The following is a 20,424-nucleotide window of genomic DNA, read 5'->3' on the forward strand; positions in this document are numbered from 1 at the left end:
CCGGATGAAGGATCCCTCCCTTCGGCGTTCCGTCACTCTCTTCCGGGCCTTCCTGCGGGAGCAGGAGGCCCCCGAGTCCTGTTACGCGCTGCTCGCCCGCGACGCCGTGGACCAGGTCGAGGCCTACGACGGCCCCGTCGCCGGCCGCACGGTCGTGGACGTCGGCGGCGGGAGCGGCTACTTCACCGAGGAGTTCCGCAGACGGGGCGCCGACGCGTTCCTCTTCGAGCCCGATCCCACCGAACTCGGGGAGAAGCCGCCCGACTCCACGGTGATCGCCGACGGCTACCTGCTCCCCCTGCGGGACGCCGCCGCCGATGTCACCTTCTCCTCCAACGTGCTGGAGCACGTGGCCGATCCGGAGATCTTCCTCAGCGAACTCGTACGGGTCACCCGGCCCGGTGGGCTGATCTACGTGTCATTCACCAACTGGCTCTCCCCGTGGGGCGGTCACGAGTGGGCGCCCTGGCACTACCTGGGTGCGGAGCGGGCCCGCGCCCGCTATCGGCGCCGTACCGGAAAGGCCGCCAAGCACACCCTCGGAGCGAACCTGTTCGCCGTGCACATCGGCCCGACCCTGAGGCAGGTGCGTGCCCGGGACGACATCACGGTCGTCTCGGCGCGCTCCCGCTACTGGCCCTTCCTCGCGGAGACCGTCGTCCGGGTCCCCGGCATCCGCGAGGTCGCCACCTGGAACCTCCTCCTCATCCTCCGGCGGTGTCCACCATGACGACGTCCACGGTCCAGGCCCCTCCTCCAGCCGCCGTCCCCACCACCGCGATCATGTCGGGCCCCCCGGAGGGCCCGCGGTCGCGGAGCTGGCTGCTGGGGTTCTGGGCCGTGGTCCTCGTGCTGTTCCTGGCGGTGCACCCGGGCCGGCAGACCTTCGACACCAAGCTGGGCGTCACCACGGACCCCGGGCGCTTCCTCGCCGACCTCGGGCAGCTCTGGCACGACCAGGGGTCCTTCGGCGGGATCCAGGACCAGTACGTCGGCTATCTGTGGCCGATGCTGCCGTTCTACTGGCTGGGCCACGCCCTCCAGTTGCCGGTGTGGCTGGTGGAGCGGCTGTGGCTGTCGCTGATCGTGTCGGTGGCCTTCTGGGGCGCGCTCAGACTCGCCGAGCGGCTGCGGGTCGGCAACGGCCCGGGAAGGCTGCTCGCCGCCGTCGCGTACGCCCTGTGGCCGACCTTCACCATCGTGATCGGTTCGACCTCCGCAGCGGCGCTGCCCGGCGCCTTCCTGCCCTGGGTGCTGCTGCCGCTGACGAACGAGCGCTACAGCGCCCGCATCGCCGCCCTGAGATCGGCGCTGGTCATCCCGTTCATGGGCGGGGTGAACGCGGCCTCCACCCTGGCCTGTCTGCTCCCGGTCGGGCTGTATCTCCTCTCCCGGCCACCCGGGCCCCGGCAGCGCAAGCTGATCGTCTGGTGGGTGCCGGGCGTGATCCTGGCGACCGCCTGGTGGGTCATCCCCCTGCTGCTGCTCGGGTTCTACGGCGAGAACTTCCTGCCGTACGTCGAGAGCGCGCGGACCACCACCGAGACGATGTCGGCGACGGAGGCGCTGCGCGGGGCCGGGAACTGGGTCGCCTATCTGCACCTCGGGGAGGCGTGGCTGCCGGCCGGCTGGACCGTGGCCTCCTCGGTGATCGTGATCCTCTGCTCGGCGTTCGCCGCCGGGCTCGGCCTCGCGGGCCTGGCGCGGCGGGACATGCCGGAGCGGCGGTGGCTGGTACTGACCGTGCTGACGGCCGTCCTGATGCTGCTCGCGGGGTACGGCGGCGCGTTCGGCGCCCCCTTCCACGGGCTGGTGCAGGACTGGCTGAACGGCGGTCTCGCCCCCTTCCGCAACATCTACAAGTTCCAGCCGGGGCTGGCACTCGCCCTGGTGCTGGGCCTCGCCCATCTGGTGGGTGTGGCCGCCGAGCCGCGCGGGGCGAGAGAGATCAGGGGCCGCCGGTACGCCCCGCTCGTCGCGGCCGTCCTCATCCTCCCCGGGCTGCTGTGGCCGTACCTCAACGGCTCGATCCTGAACCCCGGTTCCTTCCAGGAGCTGCCCAAGTACTGGCACACCACGGCCGGCTGGCTGGACAAGTACTCACCCGACTCGCGCGCCCTCGTCGTCCCCGCGACCGCGCACGGCATCTACACCTGGGGCTCCCCCATCGACCAGCCCCTCGACGTCCTCGCCGAGTCCCGCTGGGCGCAACGCGACTACGTCCCCTTCGGCACCCCCGGCAACCGGCGGGCGACGGACGCGGTCGAGCAGGCGCTGATGACCGGCGGTGAGATCCCGGGACTGGCCGACTACCTGAGCCGGGCCGGTGTCTACTACGTCGTGGTCCGCAACGACCTCGACCCCGACCAGATCGGCGCCGTGTCGTCGTCGGTCGTCAAGCGGGCCCTCGAACAGTCCGGCTACGAGCGGGTGACAGGTCTCGGGCCGCTCATGACGGGCGGGAAGATCGCGCACGACACCCCGCTGCAGATCGAGGGGTTGTACCCGAGGCAGCGGGCGGTGGAGATCTACCGCCCGGTGGAGTCCTCGGGGGTGCCCCGGCCCGGACAGGCCGGTCTGCTGCCGGTCGCCGACACCGCCCAGGTGTCCGGCGGACCCGAGGCGCTGCTGCCGCTGGCCACCGAACTGCGGGGCCGGGCAACGGTGTTGACCGGCGACAACCACCCCGGTCTCGGTACCCCACCGCTCCAGATCGTCGGCGACGGACTGCGGCGCGCGGACACCCGCTTCGGGCTCGTCAACGCGAACACGTCGTACACGTACACCGAGGACGAGCGCAACGCCTCCGGGGCCGCCCAGGACGCCGGTGAGAAACCGCACCAGATCCTGCCGACGACGGGTCAGGCGCACCAGACGGTCGCGGAACTGCGCGGCGCCCGCTCGGTGACGGCTTCCTCGTACGGCAACTGGCTGTTCCACCTCCCGCAGTTCGACCCGGTGGGCGCCTTCGACGGCAACCCGGACACCGCCTGGGCGGAGGGTGTCGCGGGCTCGCCGGACGGGCAGTGGCTGCGGATCGGGCTGTCCGATCCCGCGTACGACATGCCGTCGTCGTTCAAGGTCACGCCGTTGCCCCAGGAGAGCGTGCGGTCGGCGGCGACCAAGGTGCGGGTGGAGACGGAGCGCGGGTCACGGACCAGCTTCCTGCGCGCGGACGGATCGACGCAGAGCGTCAAGGCCCCGCCCGGGGCGACGAGTTGGATGAAACTCACGATCGTCGACTCGGTCGCGCGGCGCACCGGTCTCGCCGGCGCCGGGTTCTCCGAGATCGACCTGCCGCACGTGCAGGTGACCCGGCTGCTGCGGCTGCCGACCGACGCCGACGGTACGGACTCCGCCGCCGAGGTGGTCTCCCTGCACCGGGTCCCCGACCCGGCCGGGATCTCCCCGACCGGCACGGAGGCCGGCCTGCACCGCCGCTTCACCACGGCGGCCTCGGGGACGTACGCGGTGCGGGCGAGCGCGGTGCCGGTGACCGGGGAGGAGCTCGACAGGCTGCTGTACGAGGTCGCCCCCGACCAGCGCAACCGCATCACCGCGACCGCCGACTCCACAGCGACCCTGGGCACCGGGCTGTCCGCCCGCAACCTCACCGACGGCGACCTCACGACGGCCTGGATCGCGGGCGACCGCCCCACCATCCACCTCAGCTGGAACGGTGCACAGCCCATATCCGAGCTGGTGCTGGCGCCCGCGGGCGGCCTCTCCACCCGGCCCACCGAGGTGGACATCACCTCACCGGACGGCGCGACCGTCGCCGGGGTCGACGAGAACGGCGCGGTGCGCTTCCCTCCGATCACGACCGACCGCCTCGACATCACGATCACCAAGACGGCCCCGCTGGTCCTGCACAACCCGGTCGCCGACGAGGATCTCCAGTTGCCGGTGGGACTGACGGAGGCCTACATCCCGGCCCTCGACCAGTACCGGACCCCGCAGCCGAAGGCCACCCGGACGTTCTCCCTGCCGTGCGGCAAGGGACCGGTGCTGGCGATCGACGGCAAGCTCTACCAGACGGGCGTGTCGGGCCGCATCCGGGACCTGACCGACCGCCGCGAACTGAAGGTGACGCTCTGTCAGCAGGGTCGTTCGGAGGCGGAGTTGTCCCTGGCCTCCGGTGAGCATGTCGTCGAGGGCGGGGACGCCGGACCGCTCGCCCTGACCGACATCACCCTGACCCGCGGCACGATCGCCGAACCGGCCTCCCTCACAAGGGAGTTGCGGATACGGGACTGGCTGGGCGACCGGCGCGAGGTGACCGTGGGGTCGGGCGCCGCCTCGTACCTCACGACCTACGAGAACTACAACGACGGCTGGAAGGCCACGCTGAACGGCAAGTCGCTCTCCCCGCTGCGCCTCGACGGGTGGCAGCAGGGCTGGCGGGTCCCCGCCGGGGCGGGCGGCACGGTCAAGCTGTCGTACGAGCCCGCGACGACGTACGACGGCGCGCTGATCGGCAGCGCGGTCGCGCTGGCGGTGCTGGTGGGCCTGGTGCTGTGGCGCAGGCGGTCCCCGAACCCCGACGAGCCGCAGCCGGTTCCTCCGGCGCCGGGTGTGTGGCTCGGGGTGGTGGCGCTCACGCTGGTGGGCGTGGTGATCGCCGGGTGGTTCGCGCTGCTTGTCCCGGCGCTGGCGCTGCTCGCGTCCCGACGGCATGACCTCCTGGTGCCGATCGCCTTCGTGGCGTCGGCGGGGGCGGGGATCGCCGCGGCGGTGGGGGCGGGTGAACCGGTGGGTGCGTCCCACGGGGCGTTCGGCCACGTGGCCCAACTGCTGGCCCTGATCGGGCTGTTCGCGGCGCTGGTGAGCGTGCGTGAACGCGAGGCCGAGGCACCTCCCGGCTCCGAGGCACCGACACAGCAACTGCCGCCGGTCGAGAGCAAGGGGAGGGCGGAACCGACATGACCCCATCGACACGCATCCCGTTCCCGGTGGTCGACGAGGTCTCCCGCCACTGCCTCCAGGAGGAGGAACCGGAGACGGTCCACATCGAGGTGCATCTGCCTGGGCGACTGGATCGGTCCCGGCTCCGCAAGGCATTCCTGGAGGCCCTGCACCGCCACCCCCGGATCCTGATGCGGGAGGCCCCGGGCGGCTGGTACCGCCGCCGCTACGAGTGGGAGCTGACGGCGGAGCCGGACGTGGAGGTGGTGAGCTTTCCGAGTCCGGAACGGAACGCGCTGCGGGACGCGAGGACAAGGGCCCTGATGGAGGCCCCTCCGCTTTCGCTGTCCCCACCGATCCGGCTGGAGGTGGTGGAGGGAGCGGGCCCAGCAGAGGGCAGCGAGGCCACGGACATGGTCGGCCTGCACCCACCTTTTCAGGGGCGCGGGGCTGCATCAATCAGCGGCTCCGCCGCGGGGCGCGACAAGCCCCCACCGACCGGCAGCCAAAAGTCCACCGTCCTCTTCCTCACCATCAACCACACAGCCCTGGACGGCCCCGCCTGCCTCCGCATCCTGGCCACAGCCGCAGAGATCTATGGCGGCAAGGACAACTCCCCCACCGCACCCCCCACCCGCACCCAAGAACCCCCCGCACCCCCCGAGAACACCCCCTCCAACTGGACCCGCCCAGCCCGCGTAGCGCATGGCACACCCGAGAACTCCCCCGGCAACGGCCTCCTCGTCACCGAACTCCCCCTCCCCCACCGCCCCAAGGGCTCCCCCTACACGGTCAACGACCAGCTCATGGCCGCCACCGCCCTGACGATCGCCCACTGGAACAGGGAGCACGGGGAAGCCCCCCGCCCCCTGCGCATCACCATGCCCGTGGACGACCGCCCGAGGGACACGACCATGCCCATAGGCAACGGCACCCGCCTGGTCGAAGTCCCCTTCTCGCCCGAGGAGTTGCCGCACGACCCCGCAGACATGCCCGAGTTCCTGAGCCGCACGGCCCAGCGGACCCGCGCCCTGAAATCCCTCCCCCGCCCCCAACTCGGCCATGGCGCGGGCCTGCTCACCGCCCCGGTCACCCCGGTGGCCTGGCGGGCCGCCCTCACCCGGGGCCTGCGCAGAGCCGCCGCACCCTGGACCTCCACCACCCTCCTCAGCAACATCGGGCGCGTCCCCTACCCCCTGGACTTCGGCGAGGAGGCGGGCCGCGCGCACGCCGTGTGGTTCTCGGCGCCCGCGAGGATGCCCCGCGGCCTCACCGTCACGACCGCCTCGACCGCGGGCCGGCTGCACCTCGCCCTGCGCTGGTCGCGGGCCCTGCTCGGGCACGGCGACGGCGCCCATCTGCGGGACCTGTTCGAGCACTACCTGCACACCACGGAGGTGGCCCCGTGAACACCACCGCGCCCCCGCGCCGCGGCGGCCTCAGGGACTTCTACGAGGACCCGGCCGTCCCGGTCGCCTCCGGCACCCCCCGCTCCCTGCGGCAGGCCCGCATGCTGGCCACGGCGCTCGGCACGGCCGGAACAGCCCCGCGTACCGTCCTCGACATCGGCTGCGGCGACGGCACCGCGGCCGCCACCGCCGCCCCCCTGCTCACCGGTCACCGCATCGTCGGCGTCGACTGGTCCCAGGACGCCCTGAACCGCGCCCGCACCCGGCTGCCGTACGCCATTCGCGGTGAACTCAGCGGCGCGGGGCTGCCGTTCAAGGACGCCTCCGTCGACGCCGTGCTGTTCAGCGAGGTGGTCGAGCATCTCGTCGACCCGGATGCCGCGCTGGACGAGATCCGCCGCATCCTGCGCCCGGGAGGTCATCTCATGCTGTCCACACCGAACCTGGCCGCCTGGTACAACCGCGGACTGCTGCTGGCCGGCGTCCAGCCGGTGTTCTCGGAGGTGAGCCTGCGGGCGATCCACGGGCGGCCGGGGCGGGAGGTCGTAGGGCATCTGCGGCTGTACACGGCGCGGGCGCTGCGGGAGTTCGTCGCGGCGGCCGGCTTCGAGGTCGTACGGCTGGCGGGGGCGCCCTTCCACGGGGTGCCGCGTCCGCTGCGCGCACTGGACCGGCTGGCGTGTGCCAGACCCTCGCTCGCGTCGATCCTGCTGCTGCACGCGCGCAAGACCTAGGGGGCGTGGACCATGTGGTGGGGAGTGGCGGCGGCCCTGTTGGCGAACACCCTGTACAGCGTCGGATTCGTCCTGGAGAAACGGGCGCTCACCTCCCTGCCCGAGGTGACGATCCGGCAACCCGTCCGGCTGCTCGGGCTGGTGCTCAGGAGTCCGCTCTGGATCGGCGGCTCGCTCTCGCTGGCCGCCGGGTTCGGGGCGCAGCTCGCGGTCTACCGGACGCTGCCGATCGCGGCCGCGCAGGGCATCTTCGTCTCCGGTCTGGTACTGCTCGTCCTGCTGTCGGCGCGGCTGCTCGGCGAGCGGACGACCGGGCGGGAACGGTACGCCCTGGGCGCCATCCTCGCCGCGCTCCTCATGGTCGTGCTGTCGCTGAAGGAGGGCTCGGACCGGGTCAGCCGGGACGCCCCCTACCAGCTGATCCTGCTGGTGTGCGTGCCGTCGCTGGCGGCGGGCGTGTGGCTGTACGGGTCCGCCGAGCGGCGCACGAGGCACCGGCACCGCATGCCCACGACCGGCGTCGAGTACGGCGTGGCGGTCGGCCTGCTGTACGGGGTCAGCTCACTCGCGATCAAGGGCGTGTCGAGTTACCTGACATCAAGTGGGCTTGGTGGTGCGGTAGTTGAGCTGTTGGGCTCCCCGTATCCGTACCTCCTGTTGTTCACCGGGGCCTTCGGTCTGGTGATGTCGCAGGCGGCGCTGCAGCGCTGCCGGGCCTCGCTGATCGTGCCGGTGTGCACGACGGTGACCTGTCTGTACACCGCGGTGCTCGGCACGCTCTCGTTCGGCGAGTCCCTGCCCCACGACCCGCTGCGGCTCGCGCTGCGTCTCGCGGGCACGGTGCTCGCCGTCGCCGTGCTGCTGAGCATGCCCAAGCATGATCCGGCGCCCCAACCTGCCATCGGTGCCAAGGAGTTGACGCCCCCATGAACCCCGACGACCCGCTGTTGCAGATACTGGCCTGCCCACTCGACAAAGGGCCCCTGCATCTCATACCGCCGGACGCGGCGCTGTCCGTCGAGGAAGCGCTGTACAACCCGCGGCTGCGCCGCCGCTATCCGATCGTCGACGGCATCCCGCAGTTGCTGCCGGCCTCCGGCGAACAGGTGAGTGACGACGAACACGAAGACTTCCTGCGGCGCTGCACCGGGGGTTCCCCCCAGACCCCCGGGATGACTCCATGACCCGACCGGCTCGTACCTGGGCGGCGCGGGTCGCCCCCCTGCTGCCCACCCGGCTCGTCGCGGCGGCCGCCCGAGCGGTGTACCCACGCTTCGAACCGGAGCTGGCACGCCTCGCCGACCTGTGCCCGGCGGACTGCCGGACGGCGGTGGACGTGGGCGGCTGGTACGGGCCGTGGACGCGCCGACTGGCCGGGCGGGCGCGGCAGGTGGTGACCGTCGAACCGGTCCCCCATCTGGCCCGGCTGCTGACCTCGGCGGTCCCGGCGAACGTCCGGGTCGTCCAGGCGGCCGCCTCGGACAGCCCGGGCACCGCCCGGCTCTGGCTGCCGCCCGGCGACGACGGCGACCGCGGGGTGTCCTCGCTGGTCCGGCGCGACATCCACGGCCGGGCGGTGGACGTCCGCTGTGTCACGCTGGACGAACTGGGCCTGAAGGACGTCGATTTCATCAAGATCGACGTGGACGGGAGCGAGCTGGCGGTGCTGCGCGGGGCGACGGGAATCCTCGCGCGTGACCGGCCCGCGCTCTTCGTCGAACTGGAGTCCAGGATCCAGCCGATCGCGCCGGTGGTGACCTACCTCTCCCTCCTCGGCTACGACGGCTGGGTGCTGCCCCGCCACGCCTGGGTACCGCTGTCCGGCTTCCCCCTGGAGGCCCACCAGGAGACGTCCTCGTACGTCGTCAGCCAGGGCCTGCTCCGCCGGGTCCTGCCCTTCCTCGACCGCCCCCGGTACATCAACTCGGTGCTCTTCCTCCCCGACGGCCGCCGGCCCGGTGTCAGTGCGGTGGGGGACGATGGGGACCATGCCCTCCGGAAAGCCCCCGGCTAGCCCCTTCACCGTCCACGACTTCCAGCTGGTCCTGCTGCGCCGCATGGCCGACCACAATCCCGGCCTGGTGGAGGACGCCCGGCACGCGCTGGGCGTGTCGATCGCGGACATGCGGGAGGCCAACAGGCGCTGGCAGGCGATGGTCCGCTCCCCGCGGGCCCGCGCCGCCGCGTCCCGGTACCGCTCGGTCCTCGGCGCCCCGGAGACCGTCCTCACCCGCAAGGTGGGCGACCTGGAGTGCGAGGCCTGGCTCTGGCCCGTCACGCTCTGGCCCGACCTCCGCTTCGAGGCGCTCCTGGCCCCGAACGGCTCGACGGTGTGGAACGAATGGCTGGTCAGAGCACCGGAAGCCGAAGGCCCCGTCCTACGCACCCTGGCAGACCTCACCCCCTGGTCCTGCACGGTCGACGAGGTGGCCCGGGCCTTTCCCCCGGCCCGGCCCCTGGAGGGCACGGCCCCGACGCGCTGGGGCCTGGCATTCACGGCCCCGGACGAGACGGGCGTACGGCGAGAGGTGGTCGCCGAGTTCACGTGGGGTCTGCTGCAGCGGCTGACCGTGCGCTGACCGCCCCGGGGAAGGTAAAGCGATTGTGGCGGTTGCGTCCGCCGTGGTTAGCCTGCCGGTCGAGCCTCATGGGAAAGGAATCCGCCGTGCCCCGAATCGCCCTAGTCACCTACGACCCCCAGCCTGAGCCCAGCAAGGACGCCGACCTGCCCGTGCTGGTGGCGGCGCTGCGCGAGGCCGGGGCCGACGCACAGGCCGTGTTCTGGGACGACGAGGACGTCGACTGGGCCGGCTACGACCTGGCCGTCATCCGCTCCACCTGGGACTACAGCTGGCGCGCGGACGAGTTCGTGGCGTGGGCCGAGCGGTGCGGCAAGGCGACGCGGCTCGCCAACCCGGTGGAGGTCGTGCGCTGGAACACCGACAAGCGGTACCTCGGGGAACTCGCGGAGGCGGGCGTACCGGTGGTGCCGACCCGCTATCTGGCGCCCGGCGACCCGGCCGACCTGCCCGGCGACCACGAGTACGTCGTCAAGCCCACCTCCGGGGCGGGCGCCCGGTACGCCGCGCGGTACACGCCGGAGCAGCGCGACAGTGCCGTACGGCACCTGGAGCGGATGCACGCGGAGGGGCTGACCGCGATGGTGCAGCCTTACATGCGGGGCATAGACACGGGTGGTGAGCGGGCGCTGCAGTTCTTCGGGGGCCGGCTGCTGCACGCCAGCCGCAAGCGGGCCGTCCTCGCCCCCGGTACGGCCTTCGACGCCGCCAAGGTCGCCCATCCGGACCTGGAGCCCTGGACGCCGACCCCGGCCGAACACGCTGTCGCCGAGCGCGCCCTGGCCGCCGTACCGGACGCTCCGGAGCTGCTGTACGCGCGCGTGGACCTCGTCGACGGGGAGGACGGGCAGCCGCGGGTCATGGAACTGGAGCTGGTCGAGCCGAACCTGTTCCTGTTCCTGCATCCCGGATCGCTGCGGCCGGTGGTGGAGGCGGTGCTGGCGGCCGCCCGGCCGTAGATCGGGTGTGGCTGGTGATGGTCGTGCCGGGGTTCGGGTAGGACCGACAGGCGACAACACCTCAGGAGTGTGAAGCGTGACCTCTCTCTTCCCTGCCCTCAAGGGCGCCACGGCGGACCGTCCCGCCCTGCGGTTCGGCGACCGCTCGCTCACCTACGCGCAACTCGCCGCGGCGACCGGCGCCCTGGCCGGTCGTCTCGCGCGGTACGACCGCGTGGCCGTCTGGGCGACGCCGGAGCTGGAGACCGCGGTGGCCGTGGTGGCGGCGCTGGAGGCCGGTGTCGCCGCGGTGCCGCTCAACCCGAAGTCCGGCGAGAAGGAGCTCGGGCACATCCTCGGCGACAGCGCGCCGGGCCTGCTGCTCACCGCCCCCGGCGCCGAACTCCCCGCAGCGGTCGGCGACTTGGAGCGCCTCGACATCGACGTGCACGCCACCGGCGGCACCACCCCCGACGGTCCGGCGCGGGACGGCGACGACCCCGCCCTGGTCGTCTACACCTCCGGCACCACCGGCCCCCCGAAGGGCGCCGTGCTCCCCCGACGGGCCGTCGCCACCACTCTGGACGCCCTCGCCGACGCCTGGCAGTGGACCTCGGCCGACGTCCTGGTGCACGGCCTGCCCCTGTTCCATGTGCACGGCCTGGTGCTGGGCATCCTCGGCCCGCTCCGCCGCGGCGGCTCGGTCCGTCACCTCGGCCGTTTCAGCACGGACGGTGTGGCCCGGGAGCTGAACGACGGCGCGACCATGCTCTTCGGCGTCCCCACGATGTACCACCGCATCGCCGAAACCCTGTCCCAGGACCCGGAGCTGGTGAAGGCGCTGGCCGGTGCCCGGCTGCTCGTCTCCGGTTCGGCGGCGCTCCCCGTGCACGACCACGAGCGCATCACGGCCGCGACCGGCCGCCGGGTGGTCGAGCGCTACGGCATGACGGAGACCCTCATGAACACCAGTGTGCGGGCGGACGGCGAGCCGCGCGCCGGGACCGTGGGCGTGCCGCTGCCGGGCGTGGAGCTGCGGCTGGTGGAGGAGGACGGCTCGCCGATCACCTCGTACGACGGTGAGACGGTGGGCGAGATCCAGGTGCGCGGGCCCAACCTGTTCACCGAGTACCTCAACCGGCCCGACGCGACGGCGGCCGCGTTCACGGCGGACGGATGGTTCCGTACGGGGGACATGGCGGTGCGGGACGCGGACGGGTACGTCCGGATCGTCGGCCGGAAGGCCACCGACCTGATCAAGAGCGGGGGTTACAAGATCGGGGCGGGCGAGATCGAGAACGCGCTGCTGGAGCACCCGGGGGTGCGGGAGGCGGCGGTGACCGGGGAGCCGGACCTGGACCTGGGCGAGCGGATCGTGGCGTGGATCGTTCCGGTGGACCCACAATCGCCGCCTCCGCTGGACGAGCTGGCGGCCCATGTGGCCGGGCGCCTGGCCCCGCACAAGCGCCCCAGGGTCGTCCACCACCTGGATTTCCTTCCCCGCAACGACATGGGGAAGATCATGAAGCGGGCGCTGCATGGCTGAGCGCCTGTCCGCCCGCGCGATGGTCGGGCTGCTCGCCGACGACTTCTGCGAAATCCCGTACCCCGAACGGCGGTCGAGGCCGGACGGCCCGCTCGCCTGGCAGGGCTACGACGCCTCGCGCGCCCGTGCCGCCGAACGCACCGGCGAGCAGGAGTCGGTCATCTGCGGCACCGCGCACGTCGAGGGCGCCCGGGCCGTCCTGATCGCCTTCGAGTTCGGCTTCCTCGGCGGCTCACTGGGCGAACGCACCGGTGACCGGCTGGAGGCGGCGTACACCTACGCCCGTGAACACCGCCTGCCTGTCGTCCCGTTGGTGGCCACCGGCGGCAGCCGTATGCAGGAGGGCATGCTCGCACTGACCCAACTCCAGCGCGTGGCACGGCAGTCGGCGCTCACCCGGGCGGCGGGCCTCCCCCAGATCGCGGTACTGCGCGACCCCACCACGGGCGGCGGCTGGGCCACCCTGGGCGCGGGCGCCGACGTGATCCTCGCCCTGCCGGGCGCCCAGGTCGGCTTCGCGGGCTCCCGGGTCCGGCCGCCGGACGCGGACCCGTCGGCGTACACCGCGGAGGCTCAGGTGGCGGCGGGCGCGGCGGACGCGGTCGTACGGCCGGAGGAGCTGCGGGAGACGCTGGGGAGGTGGCTGCGGTTGCTGGCGAGGCCGTCGGCCGGCGCAGGCGAGGGAGCCGCGGCCGGTCGTACCGCCGACTCGGCGCCCGCCCCTGACCGGCCGGCACCCGAGAACTCCGTCCCCGGAACCCCGGGCCCGCCCGGTGCGGCGCTCCCCGGAACCCCCGACACGTCCGGTGCCGCGCACCCCGGAACCCCCGCCACGTCCGGTGCCGCGCACCCCCGGAGCCCCGACACAACCGGTGCCGCGCACCCCGTACCGCCCGTCGAACCCGCGCCCGTCCCGGCCCCGCTCGGCACCACCGACCTGCCCGCCACCGGATGGGACGCGGTCCGACGCGCCCGTTCTCCCGAGCGCCCGCGCGCGGAGGCGTACCTGGACGCCTACTTCACCGAGCGCGCGGTCGTCTCCGGCGACCGTTGCGGCGGCACCGATCCGGGCATGCTGTGCGGCTTCGGCGAGCACGGCGGCCGCACCCTCGCCTACGCCGCCCAGACCGGTACCGCGACCCGCCCCGCCGGCTACCGCACCGCCACCCGTCTGATCCGCCTCGCGGACCGGCTCGGCATCCCGGTGCTCACGCTGGTGGACACCCCGGGCGCGGCCAACGACGCGGAGGCCGAACGCCAGGGCGCGGGCGCGGCGATCGCCGACCTGTTCACCACGGTCGCCTCCGCTCGCACCCCGATCACCACCCTCCTCATCGGCGAGGGCGGCTCCGGCGGCGCGCTGGCCCTGGCGGCGCCCGGCGCCACGTACGCCACACCGGACAGCTACTTCTCCGTGATCGCACCGGAGCCGGCGGCGGCGATCCTGAAGCGCTCGCCGGAGGAGGTCGAGGCGACGGCGGACCAGCTTCGTATCCGGCCGCAGGACTTGGTGGAACTCGGGGTGGTCGTACGCCCCTGACCCTGGATCAGGCGACGTCATGAAGAACCTCCCTGGGGCATGAGCAACAAACCCCCATTCGGCCGCGCCCCACCCGGCCCCCTAATGAAGGCGTTTCCTGCCCGACGCCCGCACGATGCCACTAAGCCCCGCCACCCGGCGCGGCCCCCACGGTCTGTGCTCTCGGGAGGACCTGCGATGACCGCCAGTCTGGAGCAGCTGCGCCGCTGCCACTTCGCCGTCGACCTGGGCGCGGCGAGGACGCGGGTGTACGTGAAGGGGGCGGGGCTCGTCGTCGACCAGCCGTCGGCAGCCGCCGTGAACACCAAGACCGGCGCGCTGATCGCGGTCGGCGAGTTCGCCGAGAAGATGACGGGGCGTACGCCCGGCTACATCCGGGTCGTGCGGCCCGTCTCCGGCGGCACCGTCGTCGACATCGAGATGGCCCAGCGCATGCTGCGCCATCTGCTCGGCGACAAGATCCGCCGCGCGCTGCGCCGCAAGCCCATCCTGCGGGCCGCCGCCTGCACCCCGCACGACGCCGACCCGCTGGCCCAGCGCGCCGCCATCGAGACCCTCGTCGGCCTCGGTGCCCGGCGCGTCGAGCTCGTCGACACGCTCATCGCCGCCGCCGTCGGCTGCGGACTGCCCGTGGAGCGGCCCGAGGCCACCATGATCATGGTGTGCGGGGCCGCCGCCACCCAGGTCGCCGTGCTCTCCCTCGGGTCGATCGTGACCGCCGAGCGCGTTCCGGTCGGCGGCGAGGCCGTGGACCACGCGATCGTCCAGCACCTGCGCCACGAGCACGAACTGATGCTGCCCAGCCAGTCCGTACGCCCGCTGCAGCTCGCCCTGTCCGGCAACGGCCTCACCCCGCAGGGGCCCGCCTCCACCGAGATCCACGGCCGGGACGTCGCCACCGGTCTGGCCCGTTCCGTGCGGGTCGACACCGCCGCCGTGCGGGACGCGATCGAGACCCCGCTGACCGCCGTCCTGGACGGCATCGGCAGGGTGCTGCGCAACTGCCCGCCCGACCTGGTGGCCGACCTCGCCGACCGCGGGATCATGATGGTCGGCGGCTCCGCCCTGCTCCCCGGCCTCGACCAGATGCTGCGGCAGGCCACCGGAATGCCGGTGCACATCGCCGAGCGGCCCGACGTCTGCGCCGTCCAGGGGCTGGGGTACATGCTGGAGGGCCGGATCGAGCCGTTGTCGCTCGACCCGCTGGCGACGTGAGGCCCCCCGTGCCCGAGGCCCCGTCATCCTTGGCCGCCCGGTGTGAGCAGGTGCGCCCCTGTGTGCTCCCCGCCGAGGGCGCTACGGTGTAGTCTCCGACGGCTGTGGGAGGCTCTCTGGTGACGAGCGGAACCGCGACGACCCGACAGGCCGGCACCTCTTCCCCCGTGACCGCACCGGCTCTCACCTCCGTCACCCGGATCGGCGTGACGGGGCACCGCCGCATCCCGGCCCCGGTCCTGCCGGGCGTGCGGGCGGAGATGCGCAGACACCTCGGCGGTGCCCTGGAGGCCTTCAGCTGTCTCGCGGCCGGCACCGACCAGCTGTTCGCGGACATCGCCCTGGACTGCGGAGTCCCCGTGACGGCGGTGATCCCGGGCATGGACTACGAGGCCCACCTCGACGACGACGCGGCACGCGCCGGGTACCGCAGGATCCTCGGCGTCTGCGCGAACCGCATCGAGCTGCCTCCCGAGCCGACGCACGAGGAGGCGTACTTCGCGGCGGGCCGCTGGCTCGTGGACCACTGCGACCGTCTGATCGCCGTGTGGGACGGCCGCCCGGCCCGGGGCCTGGGAGGCACCGGCGACGTGGTGGCCTACGCGCGACGGACGGGGGTCCCGGTGAGCGTCCTGTGGGAGCCGGACGTACGCCGCGAGCCCTGACACCCGGCCCCTGATCGCCCGTCAACTGCACAGACCCTGACGCCCGACGCCGGACCCCCGTCAGATGCCGTCAGCCCTGCCCGCTGCTCCCGAACCTCCGTCGACTGCCGCAAGCCCTGAGGCCCCGCCCTCCGACCCGCCGTCAACAGCCACAAGCCCTGATCCGCGACGGCCTCCGACCCTCCGCTCGACTGCCGCAAGCCCTGATGCCCGCCCTCCGACCCGCCGTCAACAGCCACAAGCCCTGACCCGCGACGGCCTCCGACCCTCCGTTCGACTGTCACAAGCCCTGAGGCCCGCCCTCCGACCCGCCGTCAACTGACGCCGGCCCTCACACGCGGCGGCCTCCGACCCTCCGTCAACTGCCGAACCGGCCCAGCCAGTCGGAGTGCTGCGGCGACACCAGCCGTTCCGCCTCCGCCACCGCGAGGGCCCACCGGTCCTCAGTCACGGTCGTGCTCATCTCGACCCGCAGGGTCTCCAGATCCTGCTCGACGAGCGAGTGCGCGTAGGTCAGCGGCCGGTGCCGGCGCACCTCCTGCCAGGCCACCCCGGCCGCCGCGGACGCGCTGAACACCCCGGTCAGGTCCCAGCCGCCGAGCATCCCGGCCGCCCTGAGCACGGCGGCGAGCAGGGCCAGCAGGGTCAGTACGGCGGTCACGGACGACCACTGCACGGAGGCGCGGTGGGCCTGCGCGGCGCGACGCCGGTACCAGGCGTGCTGTTCCATGATCCGCTCGCGTAGATACACGTCCCGCCGCACCGGGAAGGGCTTCGCCCGCACCTGCCGCATCACCGGCGTGATCTGGCCCTCGCCGCGGGCGTGGGCGCCGTTCCTGGAGTCCTCCCAGCCCACCTTGCGCATCTCCCTGAGCCGATCCTCGACGCGCTCGGCGAACAGCGCGTCCGCGTTGGCCACTTGGGAGTGGAAGGCGCCCCCGTGCACCATGTACTGCCACGCCAGGGACTTCAGCAGCTCGGCGACGGCACGGTGGGCCTGCCAGCGTGCGCGGGCCCGGCGGCGCGTGATGCGCAGACCGATGCCGATGGTCAGGGCGTACAGCAGCGCGGCCAGGAGCGCCGGGACATGGCTGTCCAGGCGTTCGGCCAGCATCGCCGAGGTGGTGGCTGCCAGCAGGACGATCAGCTGGGTACGGACGGCGCGGAACGACTCACTCTGATGGGCGATCGCGAGTTGATCGTTTATTCGGAAGAGCGGGGGAAGATCGTCGTCCTTCCATGTGACCCCTGGCCCCGGAACACCGACCCTCATGGCCCACCCCCCGACAGCCCGCTCCCCCGGACATCCGAGTATGGACGCGCACGCGCCCCCTAGCCATGCTCCGGAAGCCTTCGGCTGGGGTATCGTCCGCCTAAAACCGGGTTGTCTCTGTCTCATGGTTCGATTTCCGACACCGGGCCTCTGGCCTCCCTGGGCCGGGGACACGCCGGCCCCCATGGAAGGAGACATCAGACAGATGAAGGATCAGACGGTCACGGAACGCGCGACGGCCGCCGGTTCCGCCCCCGAGGGTCAGCACACCCCGCTGGGTGCGATCAATTCCACTGCCACCACGAAGGCCGCCGACCGGGTCACGGGGGGCCCGGGAAGGTTCAACTCCGCCCTGTAGGGCGGACAGTCCGGCCTGGCCGCGCACGCCGTCCACGACGGCGCGCGCGGTCGATCCGCCGGGGGGCGGTCCGAAACCACAACACACCTGTGCGGTAACCCAATTGGCCGATTCAGGGCGTGCGGGAGTGACGGCGCGCGGTAGCGTGTGCTAAGTGACCGTTTCTCTGGGGGACCACCCACTCCAGCAACTCGTCCTGAAGATCCACAGTCGTTGTGATCTGGCGTGCGACCACTGCTACGTGTACGAGCACGCGGACAAGAGCTGGAAGACCCGCCCGGTCGTGATCGGTCAGGAGACGGTCCGTCGGACCGCGACCCGCTTCGCCACGTACGCGCGCGAGCACGGCCTCGCCTCCGTCACCGTCATCCTGCACGGCGGTGAGCCCCTGCTGGCCGGTCCCGCCCGGCTGCGGTCCATCTGCGCCGAGTTCAGCTCCGCGCTGGCCGGTGTCACCGAACTCGAGCTGAAGATCCACACCAACGGCGTACAGCTGAGCCGCCGTCACCTGGACGTCTTCCGGGAGTACGGCGTCCTCGTGAGCGTCTCGCTCGACGGCGACCAGGCCGCCAACGACCGGCACCGGCTCGACCGCAGGTACCGGAGCAGCTACCACCGCGTCCTGCGCGGGATCGACCTGCTGCGCACCGAGGAGTACCGGCATCTGTACGGCGGACTGCTCTGCACGGTGGACGTGGCGAACGATCCCGTCGTCGTGCACGACACACTGTCGGCCCTCGCACCGCCCCGGATCGACTACCTGCTGCCCCACTCCACCTGGGACACCCCGCCGCCGCGCGGCTCCTCCGGTTCGGCGACGCCGTACGCCGACTGGCTCCTCGCCGTGTTCGACCGCTGGACGGAACAGGGCCGCAAGGTGCGGGTGCGGACCTTCGACTCGGTGCTCAGCACGCTGCGGGGCGGGCCCAGTCTGACCGAGGCCATGGGCCTGGCCCCCTCCGACCTGGCGGTCGTGGAGACGGACGGCTCCTTCGAGCAGGTGGACTCGCTCAAGACGGCCTACGACGGCGCACCCGCCACGGGTTATCACGTCGACGAGCACACCTTCGAGCAGGTGGCACACCATCCCGGCGTACAGGCCCGGCAACGCGGTCTGCTGGGGCTGTCGAAGACCTGTCGTGAGTGCCCGGTGGTCGAGTCCTGCGGTGGCGGTCTCTACGCCCACCGCTACAGCAGCGAACGCGAGTTCGACAACCCGTCGGTGTTCTGCGCCGACCTGCGCGCCCTCGTCGACGGGATCGCCGAGCGGATCACCGACCGCGCCCTGTCGCCCGCCGTCCTCGACCCGGAGGCCCTGCGGTTCGCCCGGCAGGAGCTGGACCGGGCCCTCCTCGCCTACGCCAACAAACGGCTGGCCGGGCACCCCGACTGGGACGCGACCTGGCCGGCCCTGCTCCGGCTGGACGCGGACCGGAACACCGCGGAGCACCTCAACCGGGTGCTGTCCCACCCCTATCTGCGGGCCGCCCTGCGTCATGCCGAGGCGGCCCACATCACGGCCGCCCGCTTCGCCCGCGTCGCCGTGGCGGCGGCCGTCCACGCGCACGCCCCGCTGCGGCTCACCTGGGAGCAGCCGGAGCGGGAACTGCACCTGCCGACGCTGGGCACCCTGACCCTGCCCGCGCCGGGACGGGTGGAGGCACTGGTGAGCGCCCGGGGTCTCGAAGTCCGCACCGCCGACGGGACGCGGCTCACCGTCGGTGATCAACCCACCGAATTCTGGAGACCGTTGACGGTCCTGAAGGTGGCGGACAGCGAACCGCTGCTCATCGACGACGCCGACCCCCGCCGTGCGGTCTACCCCGCCCCGGTCACCGCCCCGCTGGCGCCGGACGATCTCGCCGCGTTCCGCGAGCGGTTGCGGACCACCTACGAGCTCCGGGCGGAGCAGGGGGCCGCGGCGGAGGACTATCGCAACGCCCTGCGGGTCGACGCCGTCACCCCGCTCGTCGCCGGGGCCGGGGTACGGCTCGCCACCGACGGTCTCGGCGGTCTCGGCGTCGCCGTGGACTTCGAACCCACCGCGTTCGTGCGGGAGTTGCCGCGTCTCGGACGCCGTGCCCGGCTGGCCGCACTGCGCGCGACGACCGATCTGCATGTGCCGGGCAACCAGGCCGGCCGGCTGCTCACCGAGGCCGTCGAGGGACTGGGTGACGTGGCGTACTGGGGCTGTGAGACCCCGGACGGCCTCCAGGCCCTGGCCCGGGCGGGACGCGCCCTGACCGCCCTGACCGAACTGCCCGACGGCGACCTCACCGAGAGCGGCGAGGTACTGGCCGCGGAGCTACGGGCGGAGTGGACGGCGATCGCGGGGCGATCGTGACGGAGACGCTTACCCGGGCGGCCGTGGCGAACAACGGACGCGGCGACGCCCGCCCGGCCGCCACCCCACGAACCAGCACCCCCCAACTGGGCGACCTCCTGGCCGAGTTGCCCATCAACCCCGAAGCACCCCTCATGGTCCACGCCTCCCTGAGCGGTACCGGCCTGTCCCCCACCCAGGTCCGTGACGCGCTGCTCGACGCGCTAGGCCCCCGGGGCACGCTCGTCGTGCCCGCCTTCACGCCCGAGAACTCGGACAGCTCCACCGCCCACCGGGCCCTCGTCGCGCACCTGAGCGCTCAGGAGACCGAGGAGTTCCGTGCGTCGATGCCCCCCTTCGAGCCGGACGCCACCCCCTGCCCGACGATGGGCGCGCTGGCCGAGTGTGTGCGGACCACTCCGGGGGCCGTGCGCAGCGACCATCCGCAGACCTCACTCGCCGCGATCGGTCCGCGGGCGGGCGAACTGCTCGCCGGGCACGACCCGCACTGCCACCTCGGCGAGCGCTCACCGCTGGCCCGGCTGTACGCCGCCGACGCCCAAGTGCTGTTGCTGCGCGTGGGGTTCGAGGTGTGCAGCGCCTTCCACCTGTCCGAGTACCGCATGACCCCGAGACCGCCTCAGCGGCTGTACCGCTGCGTGGTGGGCGGCAAGGGCAACTGGATCACGTACGAGGATCTGACCTTGTACGACGGTGACTTCGCGGAGGCCGGCGCAAGGCTTCCGGATGAGCTCCTCGTACGGCGGGAATGGTCCGGAAAACCCGTCACGCTGTTCGGAATGCGGGCCGCCGTCGACGACGTACGCGATCAACTGTCCAGATATCGCCTCCGAAATGACCTGAATTAAGTGAACCGCCCGGGCCCTTGGTCAGGCACATTGTTCTTCCGGTTCCAGGTGGCTCCGGCTAAGGGGTCAC

At 72.6% G+C, this 20,424-nt stretch carries 17 protein-coding genes; 16 read left to right on the forward strand and 1 reads right to left on the reverse strand.

Annotated elements, in window-relative coordinates; genetic code table 11:
• The first annotated feature begins 4 nt into the window (after positions 1-4).
• The 13 genes from ABZT93_RS15390 (at position 5) to ABZT93_RS15450 (ending at position 15,531) form a co-directional block, all read left to right on the forward strand.
• A complete protein-coding gene (locus ABZT93_RS15390) occupies positions 5-730 on the forward strand; it encodes a class I SAM-dependent methyltransferase (protein ID WP_356104128.1) in 726 nt (241 codons plus the stop codon).
• Positions 727-4,926 carry an alpha-(1->3)-arabinofuranosyltransferase family protein gene (locus ABZT93_RS15395; RefSeq protein ID WP_356104261.1) on the forward strand — a complete coding sequence of 1,400 codons (4,200 nt, stop codon included), beginning with the start codon at positions 727-729 and terminating at the stop codon, positions 4,924-4,926. The genes ABZT93_RS15390 and ABZT93_RS15395 overlap by 4 nt, the downstream gene beginning before the upstream one ends.
• Complete coding sequence (locus ABZT93_RS15400) at positions 4,923-6,314, forward strand: condensation protein (RefSeq protein ID WP_356104130.1); 1,392 nt, start codon at positions 4,923-4,925, stop codon at positions 6,312-6,314. Before ABZT93_RS15395 ends, ABZT93_RS15400 begins: the two co-directional genes overlap by 4 nt.
• The gene (locus ABZT93_RS15405) at positions 6,311-7,048 is read left to right on the forward strand and encodes a class I SAM-dependent methyltransferase (RefSeq protein WP_356104132.1); all 738 of its coding nucleotides are present in this window, start codon (positions 6,311-6,313) and stop codon (positions 7,046-7,048) included. The genes ABZT93_RS15400 and ABZT93_RS15405 overlap by 4 nt, the downstream gene beginning before the upstream one ends.
• A 24-nt stretch (positions 7,049-7,072) precedes the next feature.
• Positions 7,073-7,978 (forward strand): hypothetical protein, encoded by a 906-nt coding sequence (locus ABZT93_RS15410; protein WP_356104264.1) that lies wholly within the window; start codon positions 7,073-7,075, stop codon positions 7,976-7,978.
• Positions 7,975-8,232 carry a Trm112 family protein gene (locus ABZT93_RS15415; protein ID WP_356104134.1) on the forward strand — a complete coding sequence of 86 codons (258 nt, stop codon included), beginning with the start codon at positions 7,975-7,977 and terminating at the stop codon, positions 8,230-8,232. The genes ABZT93_RS15410 and ABZT93_RS15415 overlap by 4 nt, the downstream gene beginning before the upstream one ends.
• Complete coding sequence (locus ABZT93_RS15420) at positions 8,229-9,062, forward strand: FkbM family methyltransferase (RefSeq protein WP_356104135.1); 834 nt, start codon at positions 8,229-8,231, stop codon at positions 9,060-9,062. Before ABZT93_RS15415 ends, ABZT93_RS15420 begins: the two co-directional genes overlap by 4 nt.
• On the forward strand, positions 9,028-9,627 hold the full coding sequence (locus tag ABZT93_RS15425; RefSeq protein ID WP_356104137.1) for a hypothetical protein: 600 nt from the start codon (positions 9,028-9,030) through the stop codon (positions 9,625-9,627). Before ABZT93_RS15420 ends, ABZT93_RS15425 begins: the two co-directional genes overlap by 35 nt.
• Positions 9,628-9,713: 86 nt before the next feature.
• Positions 9,714-10,586, forward strand: a complete 873-nt coding sequence (locus tag ABZT93_RS15430; protein WP_356104139.1) for a hypothetical protein — start codon at positions 9,714-9,716, stop codon at positions 10,584-10,586.
• A gap of 76 nt (positions 10,587-10,662) precedes the next feature.
• Positions 10,663-12,111, forward strand: coding sequence for an acyl-CoA synthetase (locus tag ABZT93_RS15435; protein ID WP_356104141.1), 1,449 nt, complete (start codon positions 10,663-10,665; stop codon positions 12,109-12,111).
• A complete protein-coding gene (locus ABZT93_RS15440) occupies positions 12,104-13,651 on the forward strand; it encodes a carboxyl transferase domain-containing protein (RefSeq protein ID WP_356104143.1) in 1,548 nt (515 codons plus the stop codon). Before ABZT93_RS15435 ends, ABZT93_RS15440 begins: the two co-directional genes overlap by 8 nt.
• Before the next feature lie 177 nt (positions 13,652-13,828).
• Positions 13,829-14,866: a rod shape-determining protein gene (locus tag ABZT93_RS15445; RefSeq protein ID WP_356104145.1), complete on the forward strand. Its 1,038-nt coding sequence runs from the start codon at positions 13,829-13,831 to the stop codon at positions 14,864-14,866.
• A gap of 167 nt (positions 14,867-15,033) precedes the next feature.
• Positions 15,034-15,531: a hypothetical protein gene (locus tag ABZT93_RS15450; RefSeq protein ID WP_356104266.1), complete on the forward strand. Its 498-nt coding sequence runs from the start codon at positions 15,034-15,036 to the stop codon at positions 15,529-15,531.
• Between the two features lie 358 nt (positions 15,532-15,889).
• On the opposite strand, the gene ABZT93_RS15455 is transcribed toward ABZT93_RS15450, so the two are convergent.
• Positions 15,890-16,804: a DUF4231 domain-containing protein gene (locus ABZT93_RS15455; protein ID WP_356104147.1), complete on the reverse strand. Its 915-nt coding sequence runs from the start codon at positions 16,802-16,804 to the stop codon at positions 15,890-15,892.
• Between the two features lie 205 nt (positions 16,805-17,009).
• Here ABZT93_RS15455 and ABZT93_RS15460 point away from each other — a divergent pair, with 205 nt between their 5' ends.
• The 3 genes from ABZT93_RS15460 (at position 17,010) to ABZT93_RS15470 (ending at position 20,354) form a co-directional block, all read left to right on the forward strand.
• The gene (locus tag ABZT93_RS15460; RefSeq protein ID WP_356104150.1) at positions 17,010-17,162 is read left to right on the forward strand and encodes a hypothetical protein; all 153 of its coding nucleotides are present in this window, start codon (positions 17,010-17,012) and stop codon (positions 17,160-17,162) included.
• Between the two features lie 154 nt (positions 17,163-17,316).
• Complete coding sequence (gene fxsB / locus ABZT93_RS15465) at positions 17,317-19,506, forward strand: radical SAM/SPASM protein FxsB, inactivated metallohydrolase extension form (RefSeq protein ID WP_356104153.1); 2,190 nt, start codon at positions 17,317-17,319, stop codon at positions 19,504-19,506.
• A complete protein-coding gene (locus ABZT93_RS15470) occupies positions 19,503-20,354 on the forward strand; it encodes an AAC(3) family N-acetyltransferase (protein WP_356104155.1) in 852 nt (283 codons plus the stop codon). The genes fxsB and ABZT93_RS15470 overlap by 4 nt, the downstream gene beginning before the upstream one ends.
• Positions 20,355-20,424 lie beyond the last annotated feature (70 nt).

The organism is Streptomyces sp. NPDC005303, from assembly GCF_040607335.1.
Lineage (GTDB): Bacteria > Actinomycetota > Actinomycetes > Streptomycetales > Streptomycetaceae > Streptomyces.

Excerpts from the sequence above, each read along its gene's own strand:
- ABZT93_RS15420 (WP_356104135.1), top strand. The coding sequence starts at position 8,229 with ATGACCCGACCGGCTCGTACCTGGGCGGCGCGGGTCGCCCCCCTGCTG.
- ABZT93_RS15395 (WP_356104261.1), top strand. The coding sequence starts at position 727 with ATGACGACGTCCACGGTCCAGGCCCCTCCTCCAGCCGCCGTCCCCACC.
- ABZT93_RS15445 (WP_356104145.1), top strand. The coding sequence starts at position 13,829 with ATGACCGCCAGTCTGGAGCAGCTGCGCCGCTGCCACTTCGCCGTCGAC.
- ABZT93_RS15440 (WP_356104143.1), top strand. The coding sequence starts at position 12,104 with ATGGCTGAGCGCCTGTCCGCCCGCGCGATGGTCGGGCTGCTCGCCGAC.
- ABZT93_RS15460 (WP_356104150.1), top strand. The coding sequence starts at position 17,010 with ATGAAGGATCAGACGGTCACGGAACGCGCGACGGCCGCCGGTTCCGCC.
- ABZT93_RS15425 (WP_356104137.1), top strand. The coding sequence starts at position 9,028 with ATGGGGACCATGCCCTCCGGAAAGCCCCCGGCTAGCCCCTTCACCGTC.
- ABZT93_RS15415 (WP_356104134.1), top strand. The coding sequence starts at position 7,975 with ATGAACCCCGACGACCCGCTGTTGCAGATACTGGCCTGCCCACTCGAC.
- ABZT93_RS15390 (WP_356104128.1), top strand. The coding sequence starts at position 5 with ATGAAGGATCCCTCCCTTCGGCGTTCCGTCACTCTCTTCCGGGCCTTC.
- ABZT93_RS15400 (WP_356104130.1), top strand. The coding sequence starts at position 4,923 with ATGACCCCATCGACACGCATCCCGTTCCCGGTGGTCGACGAGGTCTCC.
- ABZT93_RS15455 (WP_356104147.1), bottom strand. The coding sequence starts at position 16,804 with ATGAGGGTCGGTGTTCCGGGGCCAGGGGTCACATGGAAGGACGACGAT.